The 24,776-nt window shown below is 53.8% G+C and carries 23 protein-coding genes and 1 tRNA gene; 7 read left to right on the top strand and 17 right to left on the bottom strand.

Annotation, left to right across the window (positions count from 1 at the left end; genetic code table 11):
• Window position 1: 1 nt before the first annotated feature.
• From HMPREF0178_RS16400 to HMPREF0178_RS16385, 4 genes are all read right to left on the bottom strand, one after another.
• The gene (locus HMPREF0178_RS16400; protein ID WP_009368910.1) at window positions 2-2,059 is read right to left on the bottom strand and encodes a DotA/TraY family protein; all 2,058 of its coding nucleotides are present in this window, start codon (window positions 2,057-2,059) and stop codon (window positions 2-4) included.
• 49 nt (window positions 2,060-2,108) lie between these two features.
• Window positions 2,109-3,236, bottom strand: coding sequence for a hypothetical protein (locus HMPREF0178_RS16395; protein ID WP_157134962.1), 1,128 nt, complete (start codon window positions 3,234-3,236; stop codon window positions 2,109-2,111).
• Window positions 3,217-3,765, bottom strand: a complete 549-nt coding sequence (locus HMPREF0178_RS16390) for a hypothetical protein (protein ID WP_009368908.1) — start codon at window positions 3,763-3,765, stop codon at window positions 3,217-3,219. The genes HMPREF0178_RS16395 and HMPREF0178_RS16390 overlap by 20 nt, the downstream gene beginning before the upstream one ends.
• 445 nt (window positions 3,766-4,210) lie before the next feature.
• Window positions 4,211-5,128, bottom strand: a complete 918-nt coding sequence (locus HMPREF0178_RS16385; RefSeq protein WP_009368907.1) for an IS481 family transposase — start codon at window positions 5,126-5,128, stop codon at window positions 4,211-4,213.
• A gap of 150 nt (window positions 5,129-5,278) precedes the next feature.
• Here HMPREF0178_RS16385 and HMPREF0178_RS21160 point away from each other — a divergent pair, with 150 nt between their 5' ends.
• The 6 genes from HMPREF0178_RS21160 (at window position 5,279) to msrA (ending at window position 10,770) form a co-directional block, all read left to right on the top strand.
• Complete coding sequence (locus HMPREF0178_RS21160; RefSeq protein WP_081847458.1) at window positions 5,279-5,932, top strand: IS1595 family transposase; 654 nt, start codon at window positions 5,279-5,281, stop codon at window positions 5,930-5,932.
• 197 nt (window positions 5,933-6,129) lie between these two features.
• On the top strand, window positions 6,130-6,393 hold the full coding sequence (locus tag HMPREF0178_RS16375) for a hypothetical protein (protein WP_009368905.1): 264 nt from the start codon (window positions 6,130-6,132) through the stop codon (window positions 6,391-6,393).
• 164 nt (window positions 6,394-6,557) lie between these two features.
• Window positions 6,558-7,232, top strand: a complete 675-nt coding sequence (locus HMPREF0178_RS16370) for a response regulator transcription factor (RefSeq protein ID WP_009368904.1) — start codon at window positions 6,558-6,560, stop codon at window positions 7,230-7,232.
• Entirely contained in the window at window positions 7,225-8,553 is a 1,329-nt protein-coding gene (locus tag HMPREF0178_RS16365; protein WP_009368903.1) for a HAMP domain-containing sensor histidine kinase, read from the top strand. The genes HMPREF0178_RS16370 and HMPREF0178_RS16365 overlap by 8 nt, the downstream gene beginning before the upstream one ends.
• Before the next feature lie 35 nt (window positions 8,554-8,588).
• Window positions 8,589-9,725, top strand: coding sequence for a cytochrome c biogenesis protein/redoxin (locus tag HMPREF0178_RS21155; protein ID WP_009368902.1), 1,137 nt, complete (start codon window positions 8,589-8,591; stop codon window positions 9,723-9,725).
• 4 nt (window positions 9,726-9,729) lie between these two features.
• The gene (msrA, locus tag HMPREF0178_RS16355) at window positions 9,730-10,770 is read left to right on the top strand and encodes a peptide-methionine (S)-S-oxide reductase MsrA (protein ID WP_009368901.1); all 1,041 of its coding nucleotides are present in this window, start codon (window positions 9,730-9,732) and stop codon (window positions 10,768-10,770) included.
• Between the two features lie 79 nt (window positions 10,771-10,849).
• Here msrA and HMPREF0178_RS16350 read toward each other — a convergent pair whose 3' ends face one another.
• The gene (locus tag HMPREF0178_RS16350; protein ID WP_009368900.1) at window positions 10,850-12,502 is read right to left on the bottom strand and encodes a relaxase/mobilization nuclease domain-containing protein; all 1,653 of its coding nucleotides are present in this window, start codon (window positions 12,500-12,502) and stop codon (window positions 10,850-10,852) included.
• Window positions 12,502-12,825 carry a hypothetical protein gene (locus tag HMPREF0178_RS16345; RefSeq protein WP_009368899.1) on the bottom strand — a complete coding sequence of 108 codons (324 nt, stop codon included), beginning with the start codon at window positions 12,823-12,825 and terminating at the stop codon, window positions 12,502-12,504. Before HMPREF0178_RS16345 ends, HMPREF0178_RS16350 begins: the two co-directional genes overlap by 1 nt.
• A 292-nt stretch (window positions 12,826-13,117) precedes the next feature.
• Between HMPREF0178_RS16345 and HMPREF0178_RS16340 the strand changes: the two genes are divergently transcribed.
• On the top strand, window positions 13,118-13,570 hold the full coding sequence (locus HMPREF0178_RS16340; RefSeq protein ID WP_029434644.1) for a hypothetical protein: 453 nt from the start codon (window positions 13,118-13,120) through the stop codon (window positions 13,568-13,570).
• Window positions 13,571-13,923: 353 nt separating this feature from the next.
• On the opposite strand, the gene HMPREF0178_RS16330 is transcribed toward HMPREF0178_RS16340, so the two are convergent.
• The 11 genes from HMPREF0178_RS16330 to ric all read right to left on the bottom strand — a co-directional run bounded on the left by HMPREF0178_RS16330 (window position 13,924) and on the right by ric (window position 24,646).
• Entirely contained in the window at window positions 13,924-14,157 is a 234-nt protein-coding gene (locus tag HMPREF0178_RS16330; protein WP_009368897.1) for an AlpA family transcriptional regulator, read from the bottom strand.
• A 42-nt stretch (window positions 14,158-14,199) separates the two neighbouring features.
• On the bottom strand, window positions 14,200-15,471 hold the full coding sequence (locus HMPREF0178_RS16325) for a tyrosine-type recombinase/integrase (protein WP_369737572.1): 1,272 nt from the start codon (window positions 15,469-15,471) through the stop codon (window positions 14,200-14,202).
• 53 nt (window positions 15,472-15,524) lie between these two features.
• Window positions 15,525-17,960, bottom strand: a complete 2,436-nt coding sequence (locus HMPREF0178_RS16320; protein WP_009368895.1) for a hypothetical protein — start codon at window positions 17,958-17,960, stop codon at window positions 15,525-15,527.
• Entirely contained in the window at window positions 17,960-18,709 is a 750-nt protein-coding gene (locus HMPREF0178_RS16315; RefSeq protein WP_009368894.1) for a DotI/IcmL/TraM family protein, read from the bottom strand. Before HMPREF0178_RS16315 ends, HMPREF0178_RS16320 begins: the two co-directional genes overlap by 1 nt.
• Window positions 18,710-18,718: 9 nt before the next feature.
• Entirely contained in the window at window positions 18,719-19,117 is a 399-nt protein-coding gene (locus tag HMPREF0178_RS16310; RefSeq protein ID WP_009368893.1) for a hypothetical protein, read from the bottom strand.
• A 68-nt stretch (window positions 19,118-19,185) separates the two neighbouring features.
• Complete coding sequence (locus HMPREF0178_RS16305; protein WP_009368892.1) at window positions 19,186-19,692, bottom strand: hypothetical protein; 507 nt, start codon at window positions 19,690-19,692, stop codon at window positions 19,186-19,188.
• A 5-nt stretch (window positions 19,693-19,697) separates the two neighbouring features.
• Entirely contained in the window at window positions 19,698-20,801 is a 1,104-nt protein-coding gene (locus HMPREF0178_RS16300) for a DotG/IcmE/VirB10 family protein (protein WP_009368891.1), read from the bottom strand.
• Window positions 20,798-21,853, bottom strand: coding sequence for a DotH/IcmK family type IV secretion protein (locus HMPREF0178_RS16295; protein WP_009368890.1), 1,056 nt, complete (start codon window positions 21,851-21,853; stop codon window positions 20,798-20,800). Before HMPREF0178_RS16295 ends, HMPREF0178_RS16300 begins: the two co-directional genes overlap by 4 nt.
• Before the next feature lie 22 nt (window positions 21,854-21,875).
• Window positions 21,876-23,072 (bottom strand): helix-turn-helix domain-containing protein, encoded by a 1,197-nt coding sequence (locus HMPREF0178_RS16290; RefSeq protein WP_009368889.1) that lies wholly within the window; start codon window positions 23,070-23,072, stop codon window positions 21,876-21,878.
• A gap of 598 nt (window positions 23,073-23,670) precedes the next feature.
• Window positions 23,671-23,757: transfer RNA gene (locus tag HMPREF0178_RS16285), tRNA-Leu, on the bottom strand.
• A 217-nt stretch (window positions 23,758-23,974) separates the two neighbouring features.
• Window positions 23,975-24,646, bottom strand: coding sequence for an iron-sulfur cluster repair di-iron protein (gene ric / locus HMPREF0178_RS16280; protein ID WP_009368888.1), 672 nt, complete (start codon window positions 24,644-24,646; stop codon window positions 23,975-23,977).
• Window positions 24,647-24,776: the final 130 nt, after the last annotated feature.

The raw sequence follows: 24,776 nt of genomic DNA, 5'->3' as shown, positions 1-24,776 counted from the left end.
CTTAACTCCTGAAATTCTGTTCTGTGAGCGTGCTGTCCTGGTTACTGGAGCTGTTCAAGACGGTTTGACGTAGCCCTTTTGCTCCCTCTGCTCCTGAAGATACCGTGCTGGTGGAACCCACGAACACGCCCTTGACCCCGCTCTGATCTTCCTTTTCTCCCAAAGAATGGAATTGCTGGCCAATCCAGTTGGTCACATGTTCCGGCAGATAGTGAATGAGCGAAAAGAATTTGTTGGCCATCATGATGACCACGATGCCCAAAATGATGAGCATGGAGATTGTGCCGGTGATGCCGACGACCTTGGTTTGTGAGGTTCCGGCAATGAACAGCTCAAAGCCCGTGCCGATCACGCGGCCAAGGACATTGAGCAGAATCACGGCGGCAAAAAAGCCGGCCACCATCAGCGGCGGACGAATGACGATGCCAAGCAAGAGCAGATAGCCGCGTTTGCCGTGCTGTCCGGCTGCCCCTTCCCCTTCAGGCAGCGCATGAGCGCACAACCAGACGGGCGCGGCCACCAAGGCTTCCACAATGAGGATGGCCCATCCGGCAAGTGCAGAAATCCAGCGTATGAAAGGAATGGCGGGCAGGTAATAGGCTAAAGCCAGCCCGTAGAGCAGCAGCGGCAAAAAGACAGAAAACAATACGAAAGATATGTATTTATCAAGATTGGGAACGGCATTGCCGACAAGGGGAATGGCCTTGCCCAGAGAATGCGCCACGTCCACCGCGCCAAGCGCTGCCGCCAGCCCCCAGGCTGTGCCGATGAAGTAATCCCCGATATTGGATATGGCCATGATGGGATCATTGGTGGAGAGCTTTTCCACCGCGATGGGCAGAATGTTGGCGCTGACCAGCCCATTCAGCGTAGCTCGCAGCCAGTTGCCTATTTCCCCAAAGGCCCGCCCTTCATCAGTCACAGCGGGATTGGCCGTTGTGTCAGAAACACCACGTCGCGTGGTATAGGCGGTTTTTATATAGTTGGCCACGCGCTCCTGCATGGCCTCGTAATCGTGCAGGCCATAGGTCATGGCCAGCATTTCAGAGCCAGTATACTCTCTGGGAGCATAGGAAATGCCGGAATACATGGCTTCGCGCACTTCCTGATTGATCCATGAGATTGACCAATACGAAGAACCGGCAATAAACCAGCCATACTGATCGGAAATATCCTGAAAATTTTGCAGTTTGCCCTTGAGTTGCCCTTGTTTGGCATAGCTTTGCAGCGATGCAAGAATAGTGGCGTTGATGTTATTTGCCGCATTGTGCAGGGCCAGGGGGGCAATGGAATCAGCGGGCGTGTCGGGGTTGGCAAGCTGGCTGGCCACCGAGGACAGTGAAGAAATGGCCGTGCCTACAGCATTGACCTTCCCTCGGCACAGTGCGTCCGATTCATCCACACATTCCACCATGATGGAACCAGTGTTGCCGTTGAAGGAAAAACGGTATTCGCCGCCAGACCTGATCCAGTTGCCGCTGTAGTCCCATGTTCCCCCAGGTGAAATGCCAAGGCCACGCCGCTCGTTCAAATAATATTGCAAGGTAAGCGATTCCAGAGCGCCATTGGCAATGGCCGCATACTGGGTGACATTCTGATCTGGAGCCTGCACGGTAATCTGCCCGCCGTGCTCCACGAAGTAATCCGTGCCGAGCGACCAGACAAAATTACCAAGGTTGATGGAAAATCCGATGCAGGCCAGAATGGCTACCTGAAAGAGGCTCAACCCTTTGAATATGGGAGCCATTGCGCCCATTGCCCCCACAAAACGCAAAGGCATCCACAGGGAACTGTACTTTTTCCCGAAAGGCGTTCCCTCATGCGCCGTGCCAGCCACAGAAACGGCCAGCACCCAGATGAACAAGGCTGAAATGATGGCCAGTGCCACCAGGTTGAAGGCGCTGAACATTTCCAACATCAGCTCCGCAGCCTGCGATCCCCCAAGCCCCTGTCCCCACGAATCCCAGCCCTGCCCGAGCAAAGCATCCAGAAATTGTTTGCTGGCGTCACTCTTGAGCAAGACTTCAGAAGTGGCTGGTATTTCAGGTGAAGAGGCCATATATCTATCCTTTCATTATATTTTTATATAAATATATTTTTATATTTATCTATTGCTGTGCGCCAACCATGCGCGTGTACAGGTCGGACAATTCCTTGCCGGTGGCTCCTTCCATTCTGGTGAGAAAATCCAAGGAAACGACAACGCCGAGCCGGTCAAGCAGCTCATTATTTTTGCGAGTAAGCTCAATCTGGATGGCCTGCATGACCGTCATTTCCCGCAACAGTCCTGCTTCTGTGGCTGTCGTCACCTGATTGAACCAGTTGGGATTGCCTATGCGCATTTGGCTTAAAAGTTTAAACAAACCGGCTTCAGACATTTTGCCGTCCACAATGCCGGGGGGCGTTCCGCTTCCGCCTGCTTCCTTCCATTGGTTCTGCGCCCAGCCCGCCACATCCTCTGGTAGTGAAGGCGCGTGGTACACTACATGGCTGTTGAGGCTTTCCATTGCCATAGCCAGACGCCCTTCATGCACTGTTCGTGCTGCCGCATAGGTCTGGCCGGAAGGGCTGGCTTTTTGCGCTTCAGTCACCACCGGCAAAGGACGGGGATTGGCGAGCGATTTGATGGTTTCATGCGCTTGCGCCACCTGTTCTTCGGTGAGGGTTTCTTGCAGGGGAAAAAGCGCGTCTGCCATTTCCTGTTCAGAGGGATGTTCGTCTTGCAGCAGGCGCTCCAGATATTCCACGGGCCGCGCATCGGTTTTGTTGGAGTATTCCAGCTGCTTGCCACGCATGGTTTGATGCACTTGCTGCGAAGCCTGCGCCCCAAGCTGCACCCCGGCCCCCAGCGAAGCAGCTCCGCAGAGTCCGGCTGGTTGCGCGGCCTTGCCGTACATATCTTCGCTTCGAGTAGCCTGACCTGCCACGGCCTGTCCTTTGAGCATGGCGGCATTGCTTTCTTTCAGGCTGATAATGGCCCGCACAATAGTGGCGCTTTCCGATTTGATAGTGCCGATAATGTTTTGCGCAGCCACAAGAATTTCCGAGCGAATGGACGCCGCTTCCGCTGCTGTGCTGGCGTTGACGGTCTGAATGGTTTCCATCTTCGCGCTTGTGATCATGGCCTGAATGGAACCGCAGCCGCACCCCGCCCCCAAGGCTTGAGACGGAAGGGCTATGAGCATGGTGAGTAGAAAAAGTTTCTTCATCATCCCCTCACATGGCTTCAATTTCATGAACGATTTCATGGAGCACGTTGACCAGCACGTCATCAGCGGCGCTCTGATCGGTAACGCGCATACGGCGTCGTTCCACTTCCGATTTGGCTGAACCGCCGGGAAAACGAATGGCCAGCCGCCGCAAGGCTTCGGAAGGTTCCATGCGCTTGTAAAGACTGTTACGGATGGTCACATCTTCTGTGGTGGTGGAAAAAGCCCACAGAGCTTGCCCGCCTATGGTCAAACTGAGCACCAGTTGCGACTTCCCCGCGCCGGTGCGGAATATGCCCACCAAATTGGAACCAGCAGGGCCGGGCTTGCCCAAGTGCGCCAAGGCATAACTGCACGCGCCATTGAGGCCGAAACGCTCGGTCATGTCCTCAATGCTCTGTTCCGTCCCCGCCCCCAGAATGAGAATGGTGGTGGCCAATTCGATGATGATTTTGGGAATGTCATCAATAGATTGCGTGTAAAGTCCGATGGACAGGTTCCATTTGCGCGATTCCCGTGCCATCGTGGTCATGTCCGCTAAAAGCTGTCCGGCCACCGAGGTGTTCCCAGTGACGCGGTGCGCCTCGTCATAGCTCAGTCTTTTTTGGCAAATATCTACTTGATATAATTTAATAAAAATTTTTTTGAAAAAAATTTACCCTGCCAGTTACCCCAAAAAATTCGGGATAGCTGAGGACGTTTGCGGACGGGATTAGACAGAAGGGAGCGGGACTCGGAAAAATTGGGCAACTGGAGTGGGACGAAAAAGCGGGGTAAACGTATTCCATTTTAAGGCATTTTTTGATAAGCACATCGGAGAAGCACAGCTAATGCTCATAATTTCAAAATGCGGAGACGGGATTTAAATTACCTATTTAACTCTCTTAATTTATACGGCATATTTAGAAAAATAAATTTTATACCCCTAAAAATTTTAGCTTTGAGTGGACATTTTAGGGTTTGCCCGGACAAGCTCTAGGTGTAGAGTGTCAACACGTTGTTCACCCTCCGTTCAGCCTTGAGGCTGGAGGTTTTCTGCCAAGAGCCGTATGCGGACGCACAAAGTTGTAGCGATGCGTCCAGACCGGCAAGTTCGCTGTTCTTTTCTCTGAGTGGGTATACGTGTGTGCGTATGCCCACTCTTTCAAGGCCGTCCTGATAAAGCGTTCCGCCTTGCCATTGGTTTGAGGCCGGTAAGGTCGGGTCCGTTTATGCTTTATGCCAAACTCCCGGCACGCATCCCGGAATTTTTGGGATTTATAACACGCTCCATTATCCGTCAGTACTCGTTCCACTTTTATGCCGTGGGCGCTATACCAAGCTACCGCAAACCATAAAAACTCTATCGCTGATTCCGCGGTCTCATCCGGGAGCACCGCTGTATACGCTGCCCTGGACGCATCATCCACGCAGACGTGTAAGTATTCCCAGCCTGGGTGGCGGCGACGGACTTGCCGTGTTCCTGCTTTCTTGTGGCCAACGCCGTCAATCTTGCCCAGTCGCTTGATATCCAGATGCAGCATTTGCCCGGGCTTTTCCCACTGGTAACGCTGGATGGGCGCTTTTTCCTCCAAAGATGAAATCCGGGAGCAGCCGAGTTTACGCAAGGCCCGGAACACGCTGCTGCGGCAAAGGCCAAGACGTAACGCAATTTCATCACCAGTCAGGCGCTCTTTGCGCAAAGCCAAAATGGAACCAAAATCTTGTTCCGTCAGTGTGCCCCGGCATCGCTTCGGGCGAGAACTTCTGTCCGCAAGATTCTCAAAGCCTCCCTGCCTGTAGCGGCTCATCCACTTTCTGGCGGTACGCAGGCTTACACCAAAACCCGCCGCAACTGCGGCTGCGGGCTTTTCGCTCATCCGCCGGATCATTTCCTCTCGACCGCGTGCAGTCAATTTGGCATTCTTATGGCTGTTCACCCTGTCCTCGGCTCGGTTTACTGTTGTCTGTCAACTCCAGCTTTACCGGCTTGAGGCAGGGTGAACAACCTATTGGAACATTACATCTAGGTTTGAACATAATAAAATTGGGGGCTGTCCTAGCTAAGAAAAAAGAGCTAGGATAAGACCATGTATGAAAGACGCAGCAGACTAAATTATCGGCAACAGGCCGAACTCATAAAATTTTTTGTGGCTGGTGCCACGGCAAGGGCTGCCGGAGAAATGGCAGGAGTAAACCGTAACACAGCCACATCCTATTTCATGCGTTTGCGACGTCTCATTGCTTCGCATCTCCCCAGTTATCGACTGTCCGGTGAAATAGAAGCCGATGAAAGTTACTTTGGAGGTGTAAGAAAAGGTAAAAGAGGACGGGGAGCTGCCGGAAAAATAGCTGTTTTTGGTTTACTGAAGAGAAACGGCAGAGTTTACACGGCAATCATTCCTGATGCCCGCACTGAAACACTTCTCCCCATCATCAAAGAACAGGTGGAACCCGACAGTATAGTCTATACGGATACATTTTCAGCTTACAATGCCCTGGATATCAACGGATTCCATCATCATCGCATCAATCATTCCCAGAAGTTTGCGGAACAGCATAATCATATCAATGGAATAGAAAATTTTTGGAATCAGGCCAAAAGGCACTTGCGTCGCTTTAACGGTATCAAGCCTGAACACTTTTACTGGTTCCTCAAGGAATGCGAATGGCGTTTCAATGGAGGCAATCATAAACAGCTCCTAACTCAGCTAACTTATTGGGTAAAACAAGCAAAACATTAGTCTTAACTAGGACAGCCCCTAAAATTGAAAAAAATTTTCAAGCTGGACAGGCATAATCAAAAAATATTTATTCCTAAATAATTTCTTAACAACTCTCCTGTAAATCTGAGCTCAAGACGGCTGGCAACCCGCTGAATGTAGCCGGTCCCAGCAGGCAACACGCTTGAGTGTTCATTTTTACATACCTGGAGGGTATTATGAAAAAGCTTCTTTCCATTCTCAGCATTACGGCCATTATCTGCTCACTGTCCTTAAGCCAGGCCATCGCCATGGAAGCCAAGTCCGGCGACATGAAAAGCGACAAGACCATGATGGACAATGGCATGAAAAAAGACGGCGCCATGGGGAAAGACCATAAGATGATGGACGACGGCATGAAAAAGGACGGGATGATGAAAGATAAGGGCATGAAAGACGACAAGGGTGTGATGAAAGGCGACAGCATGAAGAAAAAAATGTAGCTCCCAAGCTGCCGGTGGTGAGCGGGGCCTTTGCCTTGGCCCCGCTTTCCACCGTTAAAACAGGGGAGCCGGAGGCCAAATTCTCCATTGTGCCTCCGACGCCTAGAAGCTAAGTTTGGCGAAAGCTGTGGAGAACTCCCTACTACGCTGAACAGCAGGTGTTTATGTACAATATTTTGGTAGTGGAAGACGAACTGAAAATCGCCCAAACCGTGATGGACTACCTTCGCCGCGAGGGCTACGCGGTGCTCCACGCCGCGACCATCGCCGAGGCCTTGAAACTCGTCAGTTCCGATATCGACCTCATCGTACTCGACCTGATGCTGCCCGACGGCCAGGGTGAAGACCTTTGCGCACACGTGGTCGGCCTCTACAACACGCCTGTAATCATGCTCACCTCGAAACGTAGCGAGCAATCCAGAATCAACGGTTTCGCCTCTGGGGCCGACGACTACCTGGCCAAGCCTTTCAGCCCGCGTGAGCTGGTGGCCCGGGTAAAGGCCGTGCTCAAACGCTGTCGCCCGATGGAGAACGTCATCCACTTGGGCAAAAACATTGCAATCTACATGGATAAACATACGGTCAGCAAAAACGAGACGGAAATCAAGCTGACCCCCAATGAATACAAGGTGTTGCTCTGCCTTGCCAGCAACAGCAAAGCCGTGGTCAGCCGCGACAAACTGGTGGAATACATCGATTCGCCGGATGCCATGGATCGTATTGTGGATGTGCATATTGCGCACCTACGCCAGAAGCTTGAAGACGACCCAAAAAAGCCGGAGATTATCAAAACCGTTCACGGCCAGGGCTACAGCCTGGGGGTGGAGCGCCATGCGTAAAAACAAGCCATTCCGCAGACTCTTCACGGCCTATTTTGTGGTGATAACGGGCATCACCGTGGTTGTATTCATCTTTTTCGGCCTACATATCATCGACCGCTTCTTTTCCTATTACGTGGACAAGGTGCATGAAGAGACCCAGCACATGCTGGTCATGCAGGTGGCCATGCACTACAAGATGTATGGTAGTTGGAACGGCTATGACGGCAGCGAGACCGGGGCCGCAGCCAAACTCTCCGGCGATTATTTTACCATAACCGACCTGGCCGGAAACACTGTTTACACCAGTGAAAAAGGCGTGGAGCGCTGTTGCGCCAACCCCAACCACAAGTACACGCGGGTCAGGCTGCCCATAACGGTTGACGGCAAAACAGTTGGCGAACTTACGGCCGGCTATTTCAGCAACCACATCAGTTCACCCGAAGCCGATGCATTCCGGGGCGGCGGCATTTGGCTGGTGGTGCTTTCAATAATCTGCATCAGCGTGGTGGGCGCGGCCATCTCCATGCTGTTCTTTTACCGGCTCTCCAAGCCAATCCGGCAAATTGCCGTGGCGGCCAAGGATATTTCGACCGGGCACTTGCAAACCCGTATAGCCATCAAGGGCAATGTGGCCGAAATGCACGAGATCGCGGATTCCATCAACGCCCTTGGCGAATCGCTGCTTAACCAGGAAAAATTCCGGCAGGAGCTAATCGTCAGCCTTTCGCACGAACTGCGCACGCCACTGCAAATTTTGCTTAGCCAGCTTGAAGCCATGCTCGACGGCATCTACGAGGCGGACAGGGAACGGCTTGAGGCAATGCGCGCCGAAGTTGCCCGCACCGGCGAGTTGCTTAACGAGCTTGAAGACCGCCTGATTTACGAAAACGACGCCTTTGATCTGAACATTACCCAGGTAAACGTTTCCGATCTGGCCCACAGGGTCGCCATCGGCCACGAGGGCGGCTTCGCGCAAAAAAAACTGGATTTTATCTACAATATTGAGCCGGACGTGATTATCGAGGCAGACTCGGTACGTCTGGCCCAGGTGCTGATTAACCTGCTTTCCAACTCCATCAAGTACACACAGGCTGGCGGGGCCAGCCTAAGCCTCAAACGCGAGGGCCGGAACGTCGTAATCGAAATAACTGACAGTGGCGAGGGCATGGATGAAGAAACGGCAAAGAATATCATCAACCGTTCCAGTCAGGCTTTCAAGGCGGTAAACAGCAAGGGCGTTGGCCTTTATATCGCCAAGCTCATCGTGGACAAACACGGCTGGGCGCTCGACATTGAGAGCCATAAAGGCCGAGGAACCACGGTCAGAATAATCATGTAACGAGGCCGCGCGTGGTCATGCAATAGAGTAATATTATGGAAATGCTCACAATGGGATTTGTAGCCACGGTGTTTGCCGCTGGCCTTCTATCTTTCTTCTCGCCATGCGTGCTTCCGATCTTGCCGGTGTATTTCGGCTATCTTTCCGGAGGCGTTAACTCCGCACAGGAGCAAGACAACACCAGCCTTTTTAAAGCGTTTGCCTTTGTTGCGGGCCTGGCCGCTTCCTTTTTCATTCTTGGTTTCGGAGCCGGAGCTTTGGGCGGGCTCATAAGCAACAGATGGTTCTTTATGGCTTGCGGTGCAATAATCATCGCCTTCGGACTGCATCAGACCGGATTGATCAGCATCCCCCTGCTTGAACGGGAAAAAAAGCTGGATGTGGCTTTCAATCCACGCAAAGGTTTGATCGGCGCGTTTGCCCTCGGCTTTCTTTTCTCTTTCGGCTGGACGCCCTGCGTAGGGCCGGTGCTGGGGGCAGTGCTCGGCATTTCCTCACAGCAAGGCAGCGCCCTTACCGGTGGCGGGCTGCTTTTGGTCTATGCTTTCGGCCTGAGCCTGCCCTTTGCCGTGCTGGCCCTTGGCTCAAGGAGTCTGTTTGGGCGCATCAAAGGCATATATCCGCATTTTCCCAAAATAAAAATTGCCGGGGGTATCCTGATCATCCTTATGGGTTGCTGGATGATTTGGGGGCAAATCACGTTGCTGAGGGCCGGGCAGAATGAGCCAGTCTCAAACTCTGAAAGGCATCCCGCCCGCATGCAGGCCCTTAACGCCGCCCCGGCCAGCCTGGACGATTTCCGGGGCAAGGCTGTGTGTATAAAGTTCTGGGCTACCTGGTGCCCGCTCTGCTTGGCCGGTCTCGAGGATTTTGCGGCATTATCCGCCGAGTATGCCGGCTCAGAAGATATAGCCGTTATCTCCGTGGTCGCTCCCGGCCTGAACGGCGAGGTAGGCAAGGATGATTTCACTGCCTGGGCCAAGGCGCAGGGCCTGTCTTTCCCGATTTATTTCGATGAGAACGGCGCTTTAACCAAGGAATTCGGAATCAGAGCCTACCCTACTTTCGTCTATCTGGGAAAGGACGGCAGGCTGTTCAAACAAAGCGTCGGAGACGAATCCAACGAGCGCGTCATTAAGGAACTTTCAAACCTCGGCGCGCAAGAGAGGTGATATTATGAAAAAAAATATACTCATGCTGGCTGCGGTCATACTCGGCTCAGGCTTTTTTGGCGTAAGCGCCCAAGCAACTGAACCCCTAAAAGATGCCTATTTCGCAGGTGGCTGTTTCTGGGGTGTGGAAGAATATTTTTCGCGTATTCCGGGTGTGCTTGACGTCACCTCCGGCTACGCCAACGGGAATACTGAAAAACCAACTTACAGGGAAGTCTGCTCGGGAAAAACCGGCTATGCCGAGGCCGTGCACGTCAGCTACGACCCGGCCAAAGTAAGCCTGGAAACATTGACCAAGCAGTTTTTCAAGATCATCAACCCCATCAGTGTGAACAAGCAGGGCAACGACCTGGGCAGCCAGTACCGAACCGGCCTGTATTACGCCGATGAAGCCGACAAGCCGGTTCTGGAAAAGGTCTGGAAAGAGATACAGGGCAAATATTCGCAGCCTCTGGCTGTGGAGCTTCTACCCCTGAAAAATTACTATCCGGCCGAGGAATACCATCAGGATTACCTGAAAAAGAACCCAGGCGGCTATTGCCATATCAGCTTTGACAGTCTCAAAGATATTCCTGCAAGCGACAGAGACTCGCTGGACGCAAGCAACTACTCTAAGCCGCCGGCCGAAGAGCTGAAAAAGCTGCTCAGCCCGGAACAATACAATGTAACCCAGAAAAACGGCACTGAACGGGCCTTTTCAGGCCGGTATTTGGATAATGAAGAGCCGGGCATATATGTTGACGTGGTAACCGGCGAGCCCCTATTTTCTTCCGCCGACAAGTTTTACTCCCGCTGCGGCTGGCCCAGCTTCACCAAGCCCATCTCGCCGGTGGTGGTCACCGAGCACAAAGACAGAAGTTTCGGTATGCTGCGCACCGAAGTACGCAGCCGGGTCGGCGACTCGCATCTCGGCCATGTCTTCGACGACGGCCCGAAAGACCGTGGCGGTTTGCGCTATTGCATCAACAGTCTGGCGATACGGTTCATCCACTATGACGACATGGACAAAGAGGGGTACGGAGATTTGAAAAGCGCCGTGAAGTGATGGTCTTAGTGTCTGAAGCCAGCCTACCGGCTTTAGATAAAACACGGAGAGCGCCTTGTTTGAGGGCGCTCTCCGTGTTTCAGCGCATTCTCATACGGTATTGCGGCTGTTCTTCCGGCGGCTTGGGTTTCTGCCGCTCGGCTTCAATCCGCTCCGCTTCCCTCTGAAACGTCTGTATGAGTTCTTTTGTGGGCTTGGCCGCCGCAAGGTCAATATCTCCGGGTGCGCCAAAGGCGTACCAGACCATGCGCCGGGCATAGTCTATCCAGTCGCGGTTTTCTTTCTCCCGCCGGAGCGGACGGGCCTGCCTGTACATTTCATTGGCGGTTTCCTGCGGGGTGTATCCGGCAAGGCGCATGTGCAGGGCAAGCAGGCTGTCCATGCGGGAAGCGTCGATAGCTCCGGGATTTTCCTTTTGCAGAATTTCCAGACAGGCGCGGTACGGCGCGGCCAGACTGCCGATTTTGGGAAACTCGAATTTTCTGACTTCCATATCCGGCCTTATGCGCTTCCTGAAGCGCCAGAGATTGGCAAGGCGGTTGCTTTTCCGCCCAAGCCAATATTTGAAGCTGCCCAGCGGCGTGGGCTTGGGCGTTTCTTCCCGTAGCCGTTCCCTTTCTTCCCGCTGTTGCTCCTTGAGAAAATGCCGGGCAATGTTCAGCATGGGGAGGCCGTGCGGCGCGAGGGCGGCAAGGCTCTTTCGCCGCTGTTCCCGCTGTCGCTCCCGTATTCGCCGCCTGTCGGCGGCAACGCGCTTCCTGCCGCTTCTCCGGCGCTCCGCTTCATCGGCGCGAGCCTGCCGGTACTCCCGCCATTGCTCGATGAAAACTTCGCTGACCGGCTCCGGCTCAATTTTCGGCATGTCCTCCGCTTCCGGCGGGTACACTCCGGCTTTATACTCGCCAAGCCGTTTGCAGAGCCTGGACAAGCCGAAATTGCGGTCTATGGACGAGGCTTTGACGGCTGTTTCACCCACAAACACGATTGCGCCTGACCCTTTCTTTTCAAAGCGCAAGCCGACCGCCGCCAGTTTTTCATGCAGTTCTTTCCAGCTTCCGGCAGTCTTGATGATTTTGTGGCCGCGCTCCTGGGCGATACGCATGGCCGATTTTTCGCCGGTAGCGTTTTCAAAGTCTTCGGCCTTGGCCGTGGGCTTGACGGTTTGCGGCATTTCAAGAAACGGTATCTGCTTTATATTGCGCACTATCTCGCCTTTTTCGTTGACGCGATAACGGGCTTTTTCCTGACTTGCCCAGCCCTGCTTGTGGGTTATGAGGGCCGCTATCCTGTGGCCTTCCTCAATGTCAAAACCCCGGTGCGGCTGAACCGTTTTCATGGTGTAGGGGTTTGTCCGGTTGACGGCGATATGCACATGATAATTGCCGGTGTTCCCGTGCAGGGTGTAAAACGCCTGATGTTCCTGTAAACCCATGCGTTCAAGAAAAATATGCGCGGCCTCGTCAATCTGTTCATGGCTCGGCAGTTCGTTTTCCTGCCAGGACATAACCCAGTGGGCAATCGGCATTTTGCTTTGTACGGATTCCTCGGCAAGAGCAATCATTTCATTTTTTTGCGCCGCCAAAGTCCCTGTGATGAAGTTCAACGCTCCTGAATACATCAGCTTGTCGTTGCCGTATTCGTCCTTTTCGGCAAAGATGTAGTCCACCAGGGCGGCTATCATGGTCGCCTTGGGCTTCTCAAAATTGGTGCGCTTCAGCTTTTTCAGGATCATTATCTTTCGCTCAATCTCTCAATGACCGCCCGTATGGCGTTCAGGGTCGCGCTCAATTCCGCAAGCTCATTCCTCCCGCCTTTTTCCCTGACCGCTTCAAAATTGTATTTGAGCAAGCCGCCAAGTCGCCGCAACTCCCGGATGGTCTGGCCGTCCGTCTTGGCGACAAGCGGTCTGCCCCCAAAGAACAGGCGGCGCATGTATTCGGAAACGGAGATTCCGGCGATTGCCGCCTGTCCGCTCAAACGCGCGTCCTCCTCGCCGGTAAGCCTGAGCGTCCGGCGGCACTGAAAACGCGCGAGGGTCTTGTCTTTTGCTTTCATGCCTTTCCTGCCTTTTCAGCGCGTGAGAAGCGAAGCGCCGAATGCGCTGTGGAGTCCAGAGGCGCAGCCTTTGGCAAGGTGTGTGGCTGTCGTCAGACAGCTACCAACTTGTGAAGAAAAACCGCAATCGTTATGCAAAACAACCTCCATTCAATCCAGTAATCAGCGCATGACGCTTTCCGCTGAATTTTGTTTGGAACATATATGAGATTTTTCTTTATGTGCAAGCAAAAAAGGCAAATGGACGGTATTATTCTTTTGAGTACAATAGCCATTTTCTGTATGATGAAACATGATTTTTCACTTCATAAAAAAGTTACTGTGCATATTTGTGCGCTACAGTCTTTTCTGTGCATTACTGTACAATGCCGTCTTGCCCTTGGTACTTGAAAATAAAGTCGCAATTATGATATGTCTGTTCGCAAAAATCAGTTTCGCAACAGGAGATAAGGCAATGGGAAAAGCGCAACGCTACACAATGGAACAGATTCAGGCCGCGCAAAAATCATTGCGGGGGCTGGCGGTGAAAAACGCCGGAAAGACCAGAGCGGAAACGGTGGAGTTTCTGGCGGCGGATATTCGCAAGGCCGTGGAGCAAGGTTACAGCCTGAATGAAATCAGGGACACTCTCGCCAAAGCGGGCATATCGGCTCCGCTCTCGCGCATGAAAGCTCTGCTTGGGCAAGGCGAGGGTGGAAGCGGCGCAAACGGTCGGGGATATGCCGGAAATTCCGGGCAAGCCTGAACCGGAAAGCATGGTCACGGCTCAGGCTGATACTGCCGTGACTACTGACCTGCCCGGCGGGAAAAAGTGCAGTTATTTTTAACTGTGAAGGGTAAAAGCGGTTTCAGAAAAGGCGTGAGCGTATTTTGCCTTTCGGCCTTTCGGCCTTTCTGCCTTTTGCTTGTGTGGAGTTTTTTTGTTCGGAAGCCCCCTGCGGAGCGTTTTTTCGTCCCGTCGCCCGCGAAGCGGAAACGCCGGAAGCACGGCGGCGAATGTCAAGGCCGGGCAAAGCCCGCCCGCATAGCGGGTTGCCTTGACAGAGCCGCCGCTTCCGGCACAGTTGCGGGCGTGACGGGCGAAAACAGGGGCAATTTTCATTTCTGCTTTTCGTCCTTTTTCTCCTCCGCTTTTTGTTGTTCCCCCGTCAGTTCCCTGAGCGTTTTGGCAATGTCCGAGGCTTTCCAGACCGTTGTTTTGGGGCCGATTTTTATCGGCTTTGGGTACTTGCCGCTTTTGCAACCTTGCCACCATGCGCTTCTGCTTATGGGTATAAGCTCCAGCACTTGCGAGATTCGCAAAAGCGCGTCTTCGTTTATGGTTTGTGACATACTTTCCTCCGTTGGTTGTGGGTGTTGTTTCAAAAATTGTTTTCATACACCACCAAGACTGTTGCGCGTTTTTTCGCGTAATTCATCAAGGTAGTCGGCCCATTCCTGCATCATCTTCCGCCGTTCAGGCAGATATTCGGCGCGGTTGTATATGCCGCGAATGATGTTTCTTGGAACGTGCGCAAGCTGGCGTTCTATCCAGTCAGCGTTATAGCCAAGCTCGTTAAGCATGGTGGAGGCCATAGACCTGAAGCCGTGCGGGCACATTTCATCAGTGTCAAAGCCGATGCGCCGTATTGCCCCAAGCAGGGCTGATTTGCTCATGCTCCGCTTTTCTGTTTTGTAGTTGGGGAATACATAAACGTCATTGCCGGAGTAGTTTTGCATTCTCCGCAGTATCGCTATGGACTGGCGGCTCAGGGGTATCAGGTGGTCGCGGGACATTTTCATGCGTTCCGCCGGAATGCGCCACAAAGCGTCATCAAAATCAATTTCCCGCCATTCGGCGTTGCGCAGTTCGCCGGTGCGGCAAAACGTGAGCGCCATAAGTTGCAAGGCGCTCCGCACAACAAGAGTTCCGGGGTAGTTGTCCAGGGCAATCAGCAAATTGCCCACGGCTTCCGGCGTGGTCTGCGAAGGCAGGTTTCGGCGTATGCGCGGGGCAAGCGCGCCTTTCAGATCCGCCGCCGGGTCGCGCTCGGCGCGGCCGGTAGCAATGGCGTAGCGGAAAACGCACGAACAGATTGTACGCACACAATGCGCTATGTCCCTCGTTCCCCGCGCTTCGATTTTTCGGAGTATCGCCAATACTTCCGGCGCGGAAATTGTGTTGACGGGTTTTGAGCCTATGGCCGGGAAGAGATTGCGCTTCATGCGGCAAAGGTTGGTCTTGGTGTATGCTTCGCTCCATTTGTCGCGCTGTTGCTCATACCATTCCATAGCAACCAGTTCAAAAGTGTTCTGGTAGGCGACTTTTTCCTGTTTACGCTGTTCTGACGGGTCAATACCGCTTTCAAGCGTCTTGCGGGCCTGTTCGGCGCGTTCTCTGGCGTCCTTCAGGCTGACGGTGGGGTACAGGCCAAGGGAAATGAGTTTTTCCCTGCCGTGAAACTGGTATTTGAACCGCCATGCTTTTGTGCCGTTGGGGGACACGAGCATGAAAAGTCCCTTGCCGTCGAACAACTTTTGCGCCTTGTCGCCGGGCTTTACGGCTCTGAGGGCTGTATCGGTCAATGCCATTGGGGTAATCCTCCGTGTTGAGATTGATTTACCCCATACGCTACCCCCAAAAATGGGGTATGTCCATGCGTCCAAGAAAATCCATGTATATCCAAATTTTCAAATTTATCTTGTATTATCAATATGTTTTATATCAAAACGGATGATATTTTTCTGCGATAGTCCTCTTCGTAGCAAAGCCGCTTGGGGTCTTCCCGAATGGCTTCAATACGTTCAGCGTGGTATGCTTGATATGCTTGAGGCATCAGCTCCACATCAGCGGGCATGAGGAAAAAACGGCTGCCGAGCACATGGCGGGCAAGCATGTACATGATGGCTGATTGCCTGTCCTGAATTTCCCCGCCGCGTGTGGCCACTTCATCAAGGTCAAGGCTGACGATTTGCGCATCCCCCAAGTCAAAGCGTGTCGGTTCTTTCAGCACCACATAGGCTTCAGACGCATCCACGAGGGCCGTTCTGGCCTTTTCGCGTATGTCTTTGTCATACCCGTAGAGGATGCCCTGATTCAGCGCGATTTGTGTCGCGATGTCCGCCAGCACAGGTACGGCATAGCGTTGTGCCTGAATGGCTTCATGAATGTAGCCGCGCTCAAATAACGCATCCACCACTTCCCACCATGTTGTCAGGTCGTCTAAAGGCACATTTTCTTGAAGCAGCAGTTGATGGAGTTCCGGTAAAATATTGGGGCGGTAGGGCTTGGCCTTGTTGCCGGGGGCAAGCTCCTCATAGGCGCAGTCAATGGCCCGCATCATAATGTTGGGAACACTGTCAGGCGGGGCTTTTTCCTTGACTGGTGTCGCCAGCAAGGACAGTAGGTTTTTCAAAAAATCCTTGTGCGCTGGAAGCGGATAGCGGCAGCCCAAGGGCGTATCGAAGGGATTGATGGAATGCTCCTTGGTCATGCGAAGTCGGTGATACGCGGCCAGATGCTTTTTGTCGTCCGGCAGATTCTCTTTGAGCAGGGTGATCAGGCCGGAGCTGGACGGCCCCACGTCAATGATGGACACCCACGGCAGGCGGGAAAATCCGGCTTGCATTACAAAGGCGAAATTTAAGGCATTGAGAAACACGGACTTGCCGCCGCCCATTGGGGCAACGCCAAGGTCAATCCAAGCCGCCTGTTCCGATGAATTGGGTGCGAAGGGAATGAGCTTGCCATCTTGGGTACGCAAAAGAAGCGAGCCGTCTTTCCACGGGGAAGCCGAGCGCTGCGGCAACATGCCCAGCGCATCATCCAGCGGAGCCGCCGTCATGGGGGCTGGACTGGCGGGCATGAGCGCCGGAACAGTGGAGGAAAGCCCCAGCAGGGGATCGCCCACGGCTTCGGTCACGTCCGTGGTTCCCCAGCCCTGAATGGCCTTGGTGAGTTCCGCCATGCGCTGCCGCAAAATACCGTGCGCTTGTGGCAGCGGTGTGGTTTGGCAAGAAGCCCATGTGCAGAAGGTAATACGAAAGCGGATGCAGCATACCCCTGCCAAGTCCAGCGCCCGCAGGCCGTCCACCGCATTATTAAAGCGTTTATTATCGGAATTGGAGAACGCGAGAATGGCTGACAATAATGGCTTGATGCCCATGTGCAGTCCGCCCGGCTCCAACAAAAAGGACACCCTGTATGGGATGCGTTCCTGCCGCCGTGACAGCACCCGAAAAAATTCCTGAAAGGGCTTGGGCGTCTGGGGCATCATGGTCATAATCAGCGGGCCGAAGACCCTATCCCCCACCTGAATGGCGTTGCGAGAAACCATATGTCCTTCACGCGGCCACAGCTGAGACTTGAAATCAGGGTAAATGACGTTGTGCAACTGTTCAGAAGTCGCTGCGGTAGGGTCGGGGAAACGTAAGGGAAGCGGGTCGCCAGGAATCCGTGCTTGCCACTCCCGACTGGTGAACGCCGGGTCAATGCACAGGCGAATATCACGCAGAGCTTCATGGGGCGTCAGCGGATAGACCAGCAGATCAACCTGACGGAAGGCATCCATGACACCGGTCAAAAAACCGCTATGCGCGTCATGCAGTGCCGTCACGGCAGCAGAAATTTGCTGGCAGCCCGGCTGCACTGGGGCTTTGCTCATGGAAGCCATGCGTTCTTTGAGTGCTGTTTTGCGCAGACTTTCAGCCAGCACAGTGGGCCGCGTCCACAGCACCAGCCAGCAGGTTTCGATGGCGCAATAGCGTTGCAAAGCCTGTCCCCAATTTTCTAATAAAGGGCCGATGTGCAGCCCAAGGTTTGCAGCCGTCCGGCGCGATGGTTCCAATATTTCACGAATACGCCCTTCACTGGCTTCGGGATCGTATTCAAACACCACCTGAATGCAGTGGCCGGGGCGCGAAAGCGTGGCTTGCAGTTTTTCCGTCAGCCCCTTCATAATGGCGTGATGTTCGTCCAAGCCCACCTGCTTGAGCGCCCCTTCAAGACGTAAGACCGTGATAAGGCTGCCGTCATCCGCTACCAGTGCATCTCTGTCCACAGTTTCCAATTTGCAATAGGAACCCACCGGCCCATAGAAAATTTCGGACAGAGAGCGGATTCCGCGATCAATGCCGTGTACGAGGGTGTCTAACATTACTCACCTCGCTTGAGCACAACTTGCTGGATGACCACGCCGCGCGGCGTGATGGCTGTGGAAGCACGGCAAACTAACACCGTAGCCATGAGACGCTGTGTGCTTTCCACCCCTTGGCTGGATTCGTAGGAAACCACGAGCGGAAATTCGACTTTCCATGTGGATTTTCCCCCCACAAGGCCGGATGCGCTAATGACAGGGGCGCGTGTGACCACGGCGGACACGGACAGGCGTTTTTCCTGAATCATGTCCAGAATGCCGGAGGATTCCAGTGAGGCCAGAAAGGATTTGAAGGCCGCGTCCTCAAAATTCTCTCTGGTATTGGAGAGTTTTTCCCGCCATTCCAGAAAATCCAGAGATACAGCATTGCAAATGGTTTCCGTCACCCAGTTCAAAAGGCCCTGTTGTGTCAGCAGAGGCTTGTCCAAGGGAACAAGCGGCGCGAGTCGCAGATCTGGCGTGGCTGCAAAGTAGCGCGGTGTGGGCTGCTTCACGATGAGCAGCACATTGACCGCCGCGCTCACGCACAACGCCAGCACCAGCACCAGAGCCAGCTTCATGGCTCTTTGGTACTGCGAACGATACCAGCCAAGCCCGCCAAGCACATTCTCGGCGCTATACGCAAGAGCTGGGATTGGCTCTGGAGTAGATGCCGAGCTTTCCGTGACTTCGGCTGCTGGTCTTTCTTCCGCGTTCAAGGGCATCTCCGCCACATCCGGCAACGGCTTTTTCCTTTTGAAAAAATTCATGACAGTTCCTTAGCGCAGCCCAAGCTCATCAAGACCAGTGGTCTGATCAGAACCGAACAGCGTGGCCGAGCCGGAGCCGAGGAATTCCCCGATGCCCAGAGCCAACGCCCCAATGACGACTTTAGCGATGCCGGGTGCATAGTTCCCCGACTGGCCGGTTTGGCTTTTACTGGCTTTGTACATGTCAATGCAGCCCCACACGCCCATGCCAGATCCAGCGGCAAAACCGCCCACGGTGATGCCCTTGGCCACGCCCTTGGCGCTGTCGGCCACATTTTGTCCTATGTCGCCAAAGGTGATAGCCGCTTGGGCCAGTTCCGGCGCAAGAAGCCATACCGCGGCGGCAGCCAGACCAGCCACCGTGATGCGCGCAGGGGAAATATCATTCAAAGAAATTTGGCTATTCATAAAAACCTCCATACGGTTTGTCTTGTCCGCAATCTTCGACAGCGGCAGCCCCTAAAAGATGAGCAAATTTAACCAAGTATCTTGGCTATGGTCGTCTGCACGTCACCTCCTAGTGTGGCTCCAATGCCGCGCAGGAAGGTGACAAGATTGACGGCAATGATTCCCCCAAAAAGATGCACAATGCTGCGGCTGAAATTCATGGCCTGCTGCGGTGTATCCCGAAGCAGACACAGCCCTCTGATGATGCCGATAATGCCCACGGTGGCAATGGCGTACACCGCTAACTGGATGTAGACAGCGCCAGGTGAAGACGGCGGTGAATAACTCAAAGTCTGTTCTGAGGTCTGGCTGAAAACAGTCATGGATAAAGAATCCATGAGCGCAGGCAGATTCAGCAGAAGCACGGCGGCCCATAACGTCCACACTGCGGTGGAGCGGGAAAAGCGGTGCTTGTGGCTGATGCTTTGCGCGAGTGACACCATCGCCAGCCCTATGCCGATGACATAGGCCAGCACCATGACCACAGGCCACCATTGCTGCAAATGCGGAATGACGTTTGCGACATAGTTTTCCATGCTGATTACCTGTCTTTGATATTCAAAATGAGAACGCCAATGGCTGTTCCGCTTTCAAGGTATACGGTGGGAGGGCGATCAAAGTTTTTTTCAAAAATGCCCCCCAATTTTTCCCCGACCTTCCCAGCAGCAATCCAAGCCTGATCCTCTGGGCTGTAGGTATTCCACACCATTTGATCTGTGCTCTGGCCGTTGTAGCCGCCATAAATCGTGCTTTGTGAGCCACTGTATTTTTTGGCGCTGGAAAGTCCCTCCAGAAATGCGGTGGCAATCAGGCCGCCCCATCGGCTGAAGAAATGCGTATTGACTGACGAAGCCACCGAAGCTTCGGAGGTGGCGGGATCAACCGCATAACCTTCAATCTGCACATTTGAGCCATCAGGCAGAATGATTCTGGAAAAGGACAACACCAGCCGCTCTTCAAAACGCTGAAATTTCCCCAGCAGACGGCCATTTTTGAACGCACCAGACGCCACTGTCCCCATGACAGCAGACGGCACATCCGAATTCACGCCGGTGTCGATGACGGCGTAGAGCAAATCGCCGGGTTTTAAGGCCACCGCAGGCGTTGAAGGCACATTCGCGCTGGTCGTTACCGCTGCCGGAGTTGCCGGAGGTTCGTCCTTGGAAAAATCACTGACGAACACAATCTTGCCTTCTCCCACAGACACACTGGCAAGTCTGGCGTCCAAGGTCGCAAGGTCTTCCATCATGCGCTTGAGCAAGGTGTTGTCTGTGCGCGGCGTCTGCACAGGCGCGACACGGGGAGGCGCAACCGTAGGCGGGGGCGGGGGTGTGTCTTGCTTGCGTGTGACCACGGGGCTTTTGCCGCCTACAGGCGTGGGGATGAAGCTTTCCCCCACGGCAAGCGCCGCATTGGCCTTTTGCTGGTCGTGTGCTTCCAGTTTTTTGTTGTATTCGTCTGAGCCTTCGCCGCCAGCCTGTCCCTTGATGGCATCAGAACGGGTGGACGCGATATTGGTGGTCACAGGGGGCTTTTTCGGGGCAAACAACATCATGGAGCCGACCACAAGCACCGCAAGTACCGCTACCCCCAGAAGGGCAAACATAATGAAACGGCGCTTTTTTTCAGTGCTGGTGATGCTCATGGCTTCACCTCACCACGCATTCCTGCGCTGCCCGTTTTGATCACATCTGACAGCACAAGAGTTTGCATGGAGCCTGCCTGAGAAATCATGATTCGGGAGGTGACTGGCACTTCGTAGCACTTCATGCCGCCCGCGCCATTGACCGCTGCCGTCCATGCAGGCCATATCAGTGTGTGATTGGTGCGGATATAGTGCAGATCTCCCAATTTCCAGACGTGTACTTTGTCAGTTTTGGGTTCCACCTTCACGCGCGTGGCCCCGGCAGGCGGCACATGATCCAGAAAGGCCAGCATGGAGCTGCTCACTGTTTCTTTGGTATCCTGAACAAGGGGAATCTTTGCGCGCGGCCCGTGCTGGGCAATCTGAAAAAGCACCAATGCGTCTGCCTTACGTTCCGGCCCGCGCACGGAATCCGATTCCAGCCGAATAACCAGAGGAATATCCTGCTTTTCCAGTGTGACAACGAGAGTTGTTGTGCCATAGCCCTGCGTGGGCATGATGTTCAGCAAATTGCCGTCCGGCAGTTCTGGCCGTAAAACCTGAAAGAACGCGGGGCCGCCGTTGGTGACGGAGGTAATGGGCCAGGGCTGCCCTGTGGAATCATGAATAAGCAGCGAAGTGGCAATATTGGCCGTGGTGAATACCTTGATCGGGGTTTTACCCGGCTCTAAAGATACGCGCACGGTACGCGAATTGAGCGAAGGAGACACCGGCAGCAAAGCCCGCTCACGCTGATCCGACCATTCGCGGTATTGTTGAATCTGGCTGTCGTCCAGCGGCATCATCTGCCGCAGACTTTCCTGAAACAACGCCTGCGCATCTGGCTGCTTTTGGGAGGCCGATGTAGTCTGGGGCGCGGCTGTTCTTGCCGCTTCAGGAGAAGCGGGCGAAGATGATGCTTGCTGGGTAGCAGGCTGTCCCAGCACAATGCCCTGCTGTCCTGTCCCTGAAGGCTTCACCGGTGTTGGTGGTTGCTCGGTAGCCGTTGCCACACTTCCGCACAGCAGTGCGAGCAGCGCTGAAAACAGACAAAGTAAGTACAGGTGTTTCACTGGAAATTCCTCGTGTTGAACGTCAAATGGCTTTGTTAAAAGCCAGCAAGGCTGGTTGTCGTGAAGGTGCGGAAAGCTGCCCCAGATCATCACAGCGGCGTGGCGCACGTATGCGTGACGGACTGAAAGCCCCCGAAGTGAGCAAGGCAGTCTGCTTCAACACAGCCGACATACGCCACCTTGTTTCTTCGCCACGCCGTTTGAACTCCTGGAGAAATTCAGCAATACCAAGCTGATTGTCGGCGGGTACGTCCGCAGGTGTGGGAGCACGATGCGTTGTGTGCAGGTGCATCCACAGCCCAAAGGCCATTGGCCTCAGTCTATGATCAGCAGAAAGTTGGAATTTTTCCGCAAAGGCTTCAAAGCGTGGCCTGAGAGCTTCGCGCTCTCTGGCTCGTGCGGCATTGGCGGCATCTTCCTTTCGCATCGTGACCTGAACAGCATTGACTGCGGATTTTCTGTGTTCTGTCTCTTGAATGGCCGCCGTCACGGCATCATCCTGCCAGCGTTGCCCCTTGAGCCAGTTGCTCATCTGCGGCACAAAGCGGCCTTGCTCTCGTTGCCAGCTTTCCGTGCCCATGAAATGTCGGATGGCACTTTCTATCTGCGCTACAGGTGGCAACAGACCTTCCCGTTGAAGACGCAGCCATGCAGTACGGGCAAGCCCCTTCGCCTCTTTTTTGGGATAAAGTTCCCATGCCTTTTCAAAGTCAGGCAAATTTTTCACCCCCGACACAAAAGACCGAGGCGGGGCCGCAGCGTCCGATGCGGCAGGATGCACGGGGGGTAAGGGGGGATTTTGTATTTCTCTTTGTTTGTTAAGAGTATTTATGTAGCCAGACTTTGGCTGTGAGCAGGCAGAGTTTGACTGGTGACAGCCACATTTTGCCGCCCGAACGTCAGGCATCGCATCCTCTGAACTGTTCCCCTTCAGATGGGCCGGTTCCAACATATAATATACAGAGGAACGGTACTGCTCCCGCCGCACATGGACGAGATTACTCCCCACCAATTCGGCCAGATATTTTTTAACGCTGCTCACACTGCACGAAAGCCTTGCGGCCAGCGTGGTCTGAGATGGCCAGCAATGGTCTTTTTCCGAGGCGTAGTTGCACAATAGGGCGTACATAATCTTGGCTCCAAAGCTGAGTGAAGTTTCCAGTACAAATTGCGGTAAAATGGGGCCGTGAATCTTGCCTCGTGGTGTGAATGTCTGCATGGTGTGAACTCCCTATGCAGGCCGGAGAAAAGACGAAGCAAACAGACTCTATGTGCTTGACAAGGAGAATCCTTTCGGATTAGCGTAATCCCACTATCTTTTTGAGAGATTCCACTCTGCTGATAAGCCGATACGCGCCAACGTATTGGCTTTTCGCCTTTTTGGGGCCTTTATTTCCTCAAGACGTTTCCTTTGTTTGAGGTTTTTTGATCGAGCGGCTGGCTCGGTCTTTTGAAGAATATCGTGGGAACCACCCACGACGCCGGGCATCCGGCATCCCGCCCTTCTTCCGTGCAGCAACACGGGAGGGGGGCGGATTTTTTTGGAGGAAACGAAAAATGAGGAGGGAGGATGCTGAGAAAAGAGAAAAGCTCCCCGCAGACGTTCGGTGAGAACGCCCATGAGGAGCTTTCCAATAAGAAATGCGATATGCGTGGAGGACTTACCCCGCAGCAAGCGGGAAGACTGCCACGCGGAAAGGCAAAATTTTTTGGGTAATTTCCCAAAGGTGGGGGCATAGTGGGGGAGAATGGCCGCCGAGGAAAACAAAAAACGGGCAAGAAGAAAGAATATTCCTTCTAACCCGTTGATTTTCTTATGGTGCCGAAGGGGAGAGTTGAACTCCCACGGGGAAACCCCCACTAGACCCTGAACCTAGCGTGTCTACCAATTCCACCACTTCGGCATGGAAGGGAGGTATACCCAAAACATTCAGAGCTGGCAAGCAAAAAAACGCCCTTTCGGAAGAAATTTCAGCGAAAACCACTCTTCCTTCCGTTTTCCCGCCCGACTTCGGTTCAGCGCCACCCCGTAACCGGAGACGCCATCCTCTGAGCCACGGCGAAGACACAGGACGGGCGGGCTGTCCGCCACAGGAGTAAACCTCTTACGATTCCAACGGACTACGCAAGAATTTTCTTGAAGAGGATGTTGTTTTCAAGATGGTAGTGCTGCAAGGTATCTTCTTCGATTTCAGTAAGTTTCTTGTACAGTTCACGGAAGGTATCGCATCCGTCGCAGGGGACGCTGTAGTCGTTTGTGGCATGGCGGAGCTTTTTGAGCAGAGTCCCCGCGGCTTCGTGCTCCTCTTCCAGGATATACACCAGCGCTTGGCAATGTTCCTTCGCCTCACTGTTGGCGATGGCCGGGAAGAGTTCCGTTTCTTCACGGATCAGGTGCGGTTCCATCTCATGCGACAACTGTCCAAACAGTTTATACACGTCGTACAGCTCGGGATGGCGCCTTCCGTGAGCCTTGAGCACGTTCACAATCAGTTCATGCGCTTCCGGAAGCGCTCCCCACAGATAGCTGTGGTGCTTCGTCAGGATAAACTCCACGAGCCGTTCGGCGCTCATTTCGGAAAAAGGCTCAGCGGGCTTTTCCGTGCGGGCGGCAAGCTCATCCAGCGCTTTATAAATGTTGCTGTCGACAAGGCGCTGTTCCTTGATGACTTCGCCGAGCAGACGCCCACCGCCGCAACAGTAGTCGATGCCCGCAGCACGGAATATGGCGGAAGACAGAGGGAAATTCACCACGATGTTGCCAACGGAGTGTTCATGCCATTTATTCTGCATAATAAGCCTCCAATGCTTTGGTATGGGAGAACCGTAGCATGAGGCACGGGAAAAACCTTTTAGTATAAGGAGCTATAATCAAAACAATACCGCCGTTCCGGGCTCACGGCTCCATCATGCAGGCCCGGTG

Origin of the sequence: Bilophila sp. 4_1_30, assembly GCF_000224655.1 — a bacterium.
Taxonomy (GTDB): Bacteria; Desulfobacterota; Desulfovibrionia; order Desulfovibrionales; family Desulfovibrionaceae; genus Bilophila; species Bilophila wadsworthia.
The sequence above is the reverse complement of the archived record's forward strand: the minus strand, read 5'-3'. Positions and strand labels throughout refer to the sequence as shown.

What these genes read in the sequence shown, in the direction of transcription:
- HMPREF0178_RS21160 (WP_081847458.1), top strand. Translation starts at nt 5,279, where the DNA reads ATGTATGAAAGACGCAGCAGACTAAATTATCGGCAACAGGCCGAACTC.
- HMPREF0178_RS16330 (WP_009368897.1), bottom strand. Translation starts at nt 14,157, where the DNA reads ATGTCACAAACCATAAACGAAGACGCGCTTTTGCGAATCTCGCAAGTG.
- HMPREF0178_RS16310 (WP_009368893.1), bottom strand. Translation starts at nt 19,117, where the DNA reads ATGAATAGCCAAATTTCTTTGAATGATATTTCCCCTGCGCGCATCACG.
- HMPREF0178_RS16365 (WP_009368903.1), top strand. Translation starts at nt 7,225, where the DNA reads ATGCGTAAAAACAAGCCATTCCGCAGACTCTTCACGGCCTATTTTGTG.
- HMPREF0178_RS16370 (WP_009368904.1), top strand. Translation starts at nt 6,558, where the DNA reads ATGTACAATATTTTGGTAGTGGAAGACGAACTGAAAATCGCCCAAACC.
- HMPREF0178_RS16345 (WP_009368899.1), bottom strand. Translation starts at nt 12,825, where the DNA reads ATGAAAGCAAAAGACAAGACCCTCGCGCGTTTTCAGTGCCGCCGGACG.
- msrA (WP_009368901.1), top strand. Translation starts at nt 9,730, where the DNA reads ATGAAAAAAAATATACTCATGCTGGCTGCGGTCATACTCGGCTCAGGC.
- HMPREF0178_RS16350 (WP_009368900.1), bottom strand. Translation starts at nt 12,502, where the DNA reads ATGATCCTGAAAAAGCTGAAGCGCACCAATTTTGAGAAGCCCAAGGCG.
- HMPREF0178_RS16305 (WP_009368892.1), bottom strand. Translation starts at nt 19,692, where the DNA reads ATGGAAAACTATGTCGCAAACGTCATTCCGCATTTGCAGCAATGGTGG.
- HMPREF0178_RS16395 (WP_157134962.1), bottom strand. Translation starts at nt 3,236, where the DNA reads ATGAAATTGAAGCCATGTGAGGGGATGATGAAGAAACTTTTTCTACTC.
- HMPREF0178_RS16300 (WP_009368891.1), bottom strand. Translation starts at nt 20,801, where the DNA reads ATGAGCATCACCAGCACTGAAAAAAAGCGCCGTTTCATTATGTTTGCC.
- HMPREF0178_RS16290 (WP_009368889.1), bottom strand. Translation starts at nt 23,072, where the DNA reads ATGCAGACATTCACACCACGAGGCAAGATTCACGGCCCCATTTTACCG.
- HMPREF0178_RS16375 (WP_009368905.1), top strand. Translation starts at nt 6,130, where the DNA reads ATGAAAAAGCTTCTTTCCATTCTCAGCATTACGGCCATTATCTGCTCA.
- HMPREF0178_RS16340 (WP_029434644.1), top strand. Translation starts at nt 13,118, where the DNA reads ATGATTTTTCACTTCATAAAAAAGTTACTGTGCATATTTGTGCGCTAC.
- HMPREF0178_RS16400 (WP_009368910.1), bottom strand. Translation starts at nt 2,059, where the DNA reads ATGGCCTCTTCACCTGAAATACCAGCCACTTCTGAAGTCTTGCTCAAG.
- HMPREF0178_RS16320 (WP_009368895.1), bottom strand. Translation starts at nt 17,960, where the DNA reads ATGTTAGACACCCTCGTACACGGCATTGATCGCGGAATCCGCTCTCTG.
- HMPREF0178_RS21155 (WP_009368902.1), top strand. Translation starts at nt 8,589, where the DNA reads ATGGAAATGCTCACAATGGGATTTGTAGCCACGGTGTTTGCCGCTGGC.
- ric (WP_009368888.1), bottom strand. Translation starts at nt 24,646, where the DNA reads ATGCAGAATAAATGGCATGAACACTCCGTTGGCAACATCGTGGTGAAT.
- HMPREF0178_RS16315 (WP_009368894.1), bottom strand. Translation starts at nt 18,709, where the DNA reads ATGAATTTTTTCAAAAGGAAAAAGCCGTTGCCGGATGTGGCGGAGATG.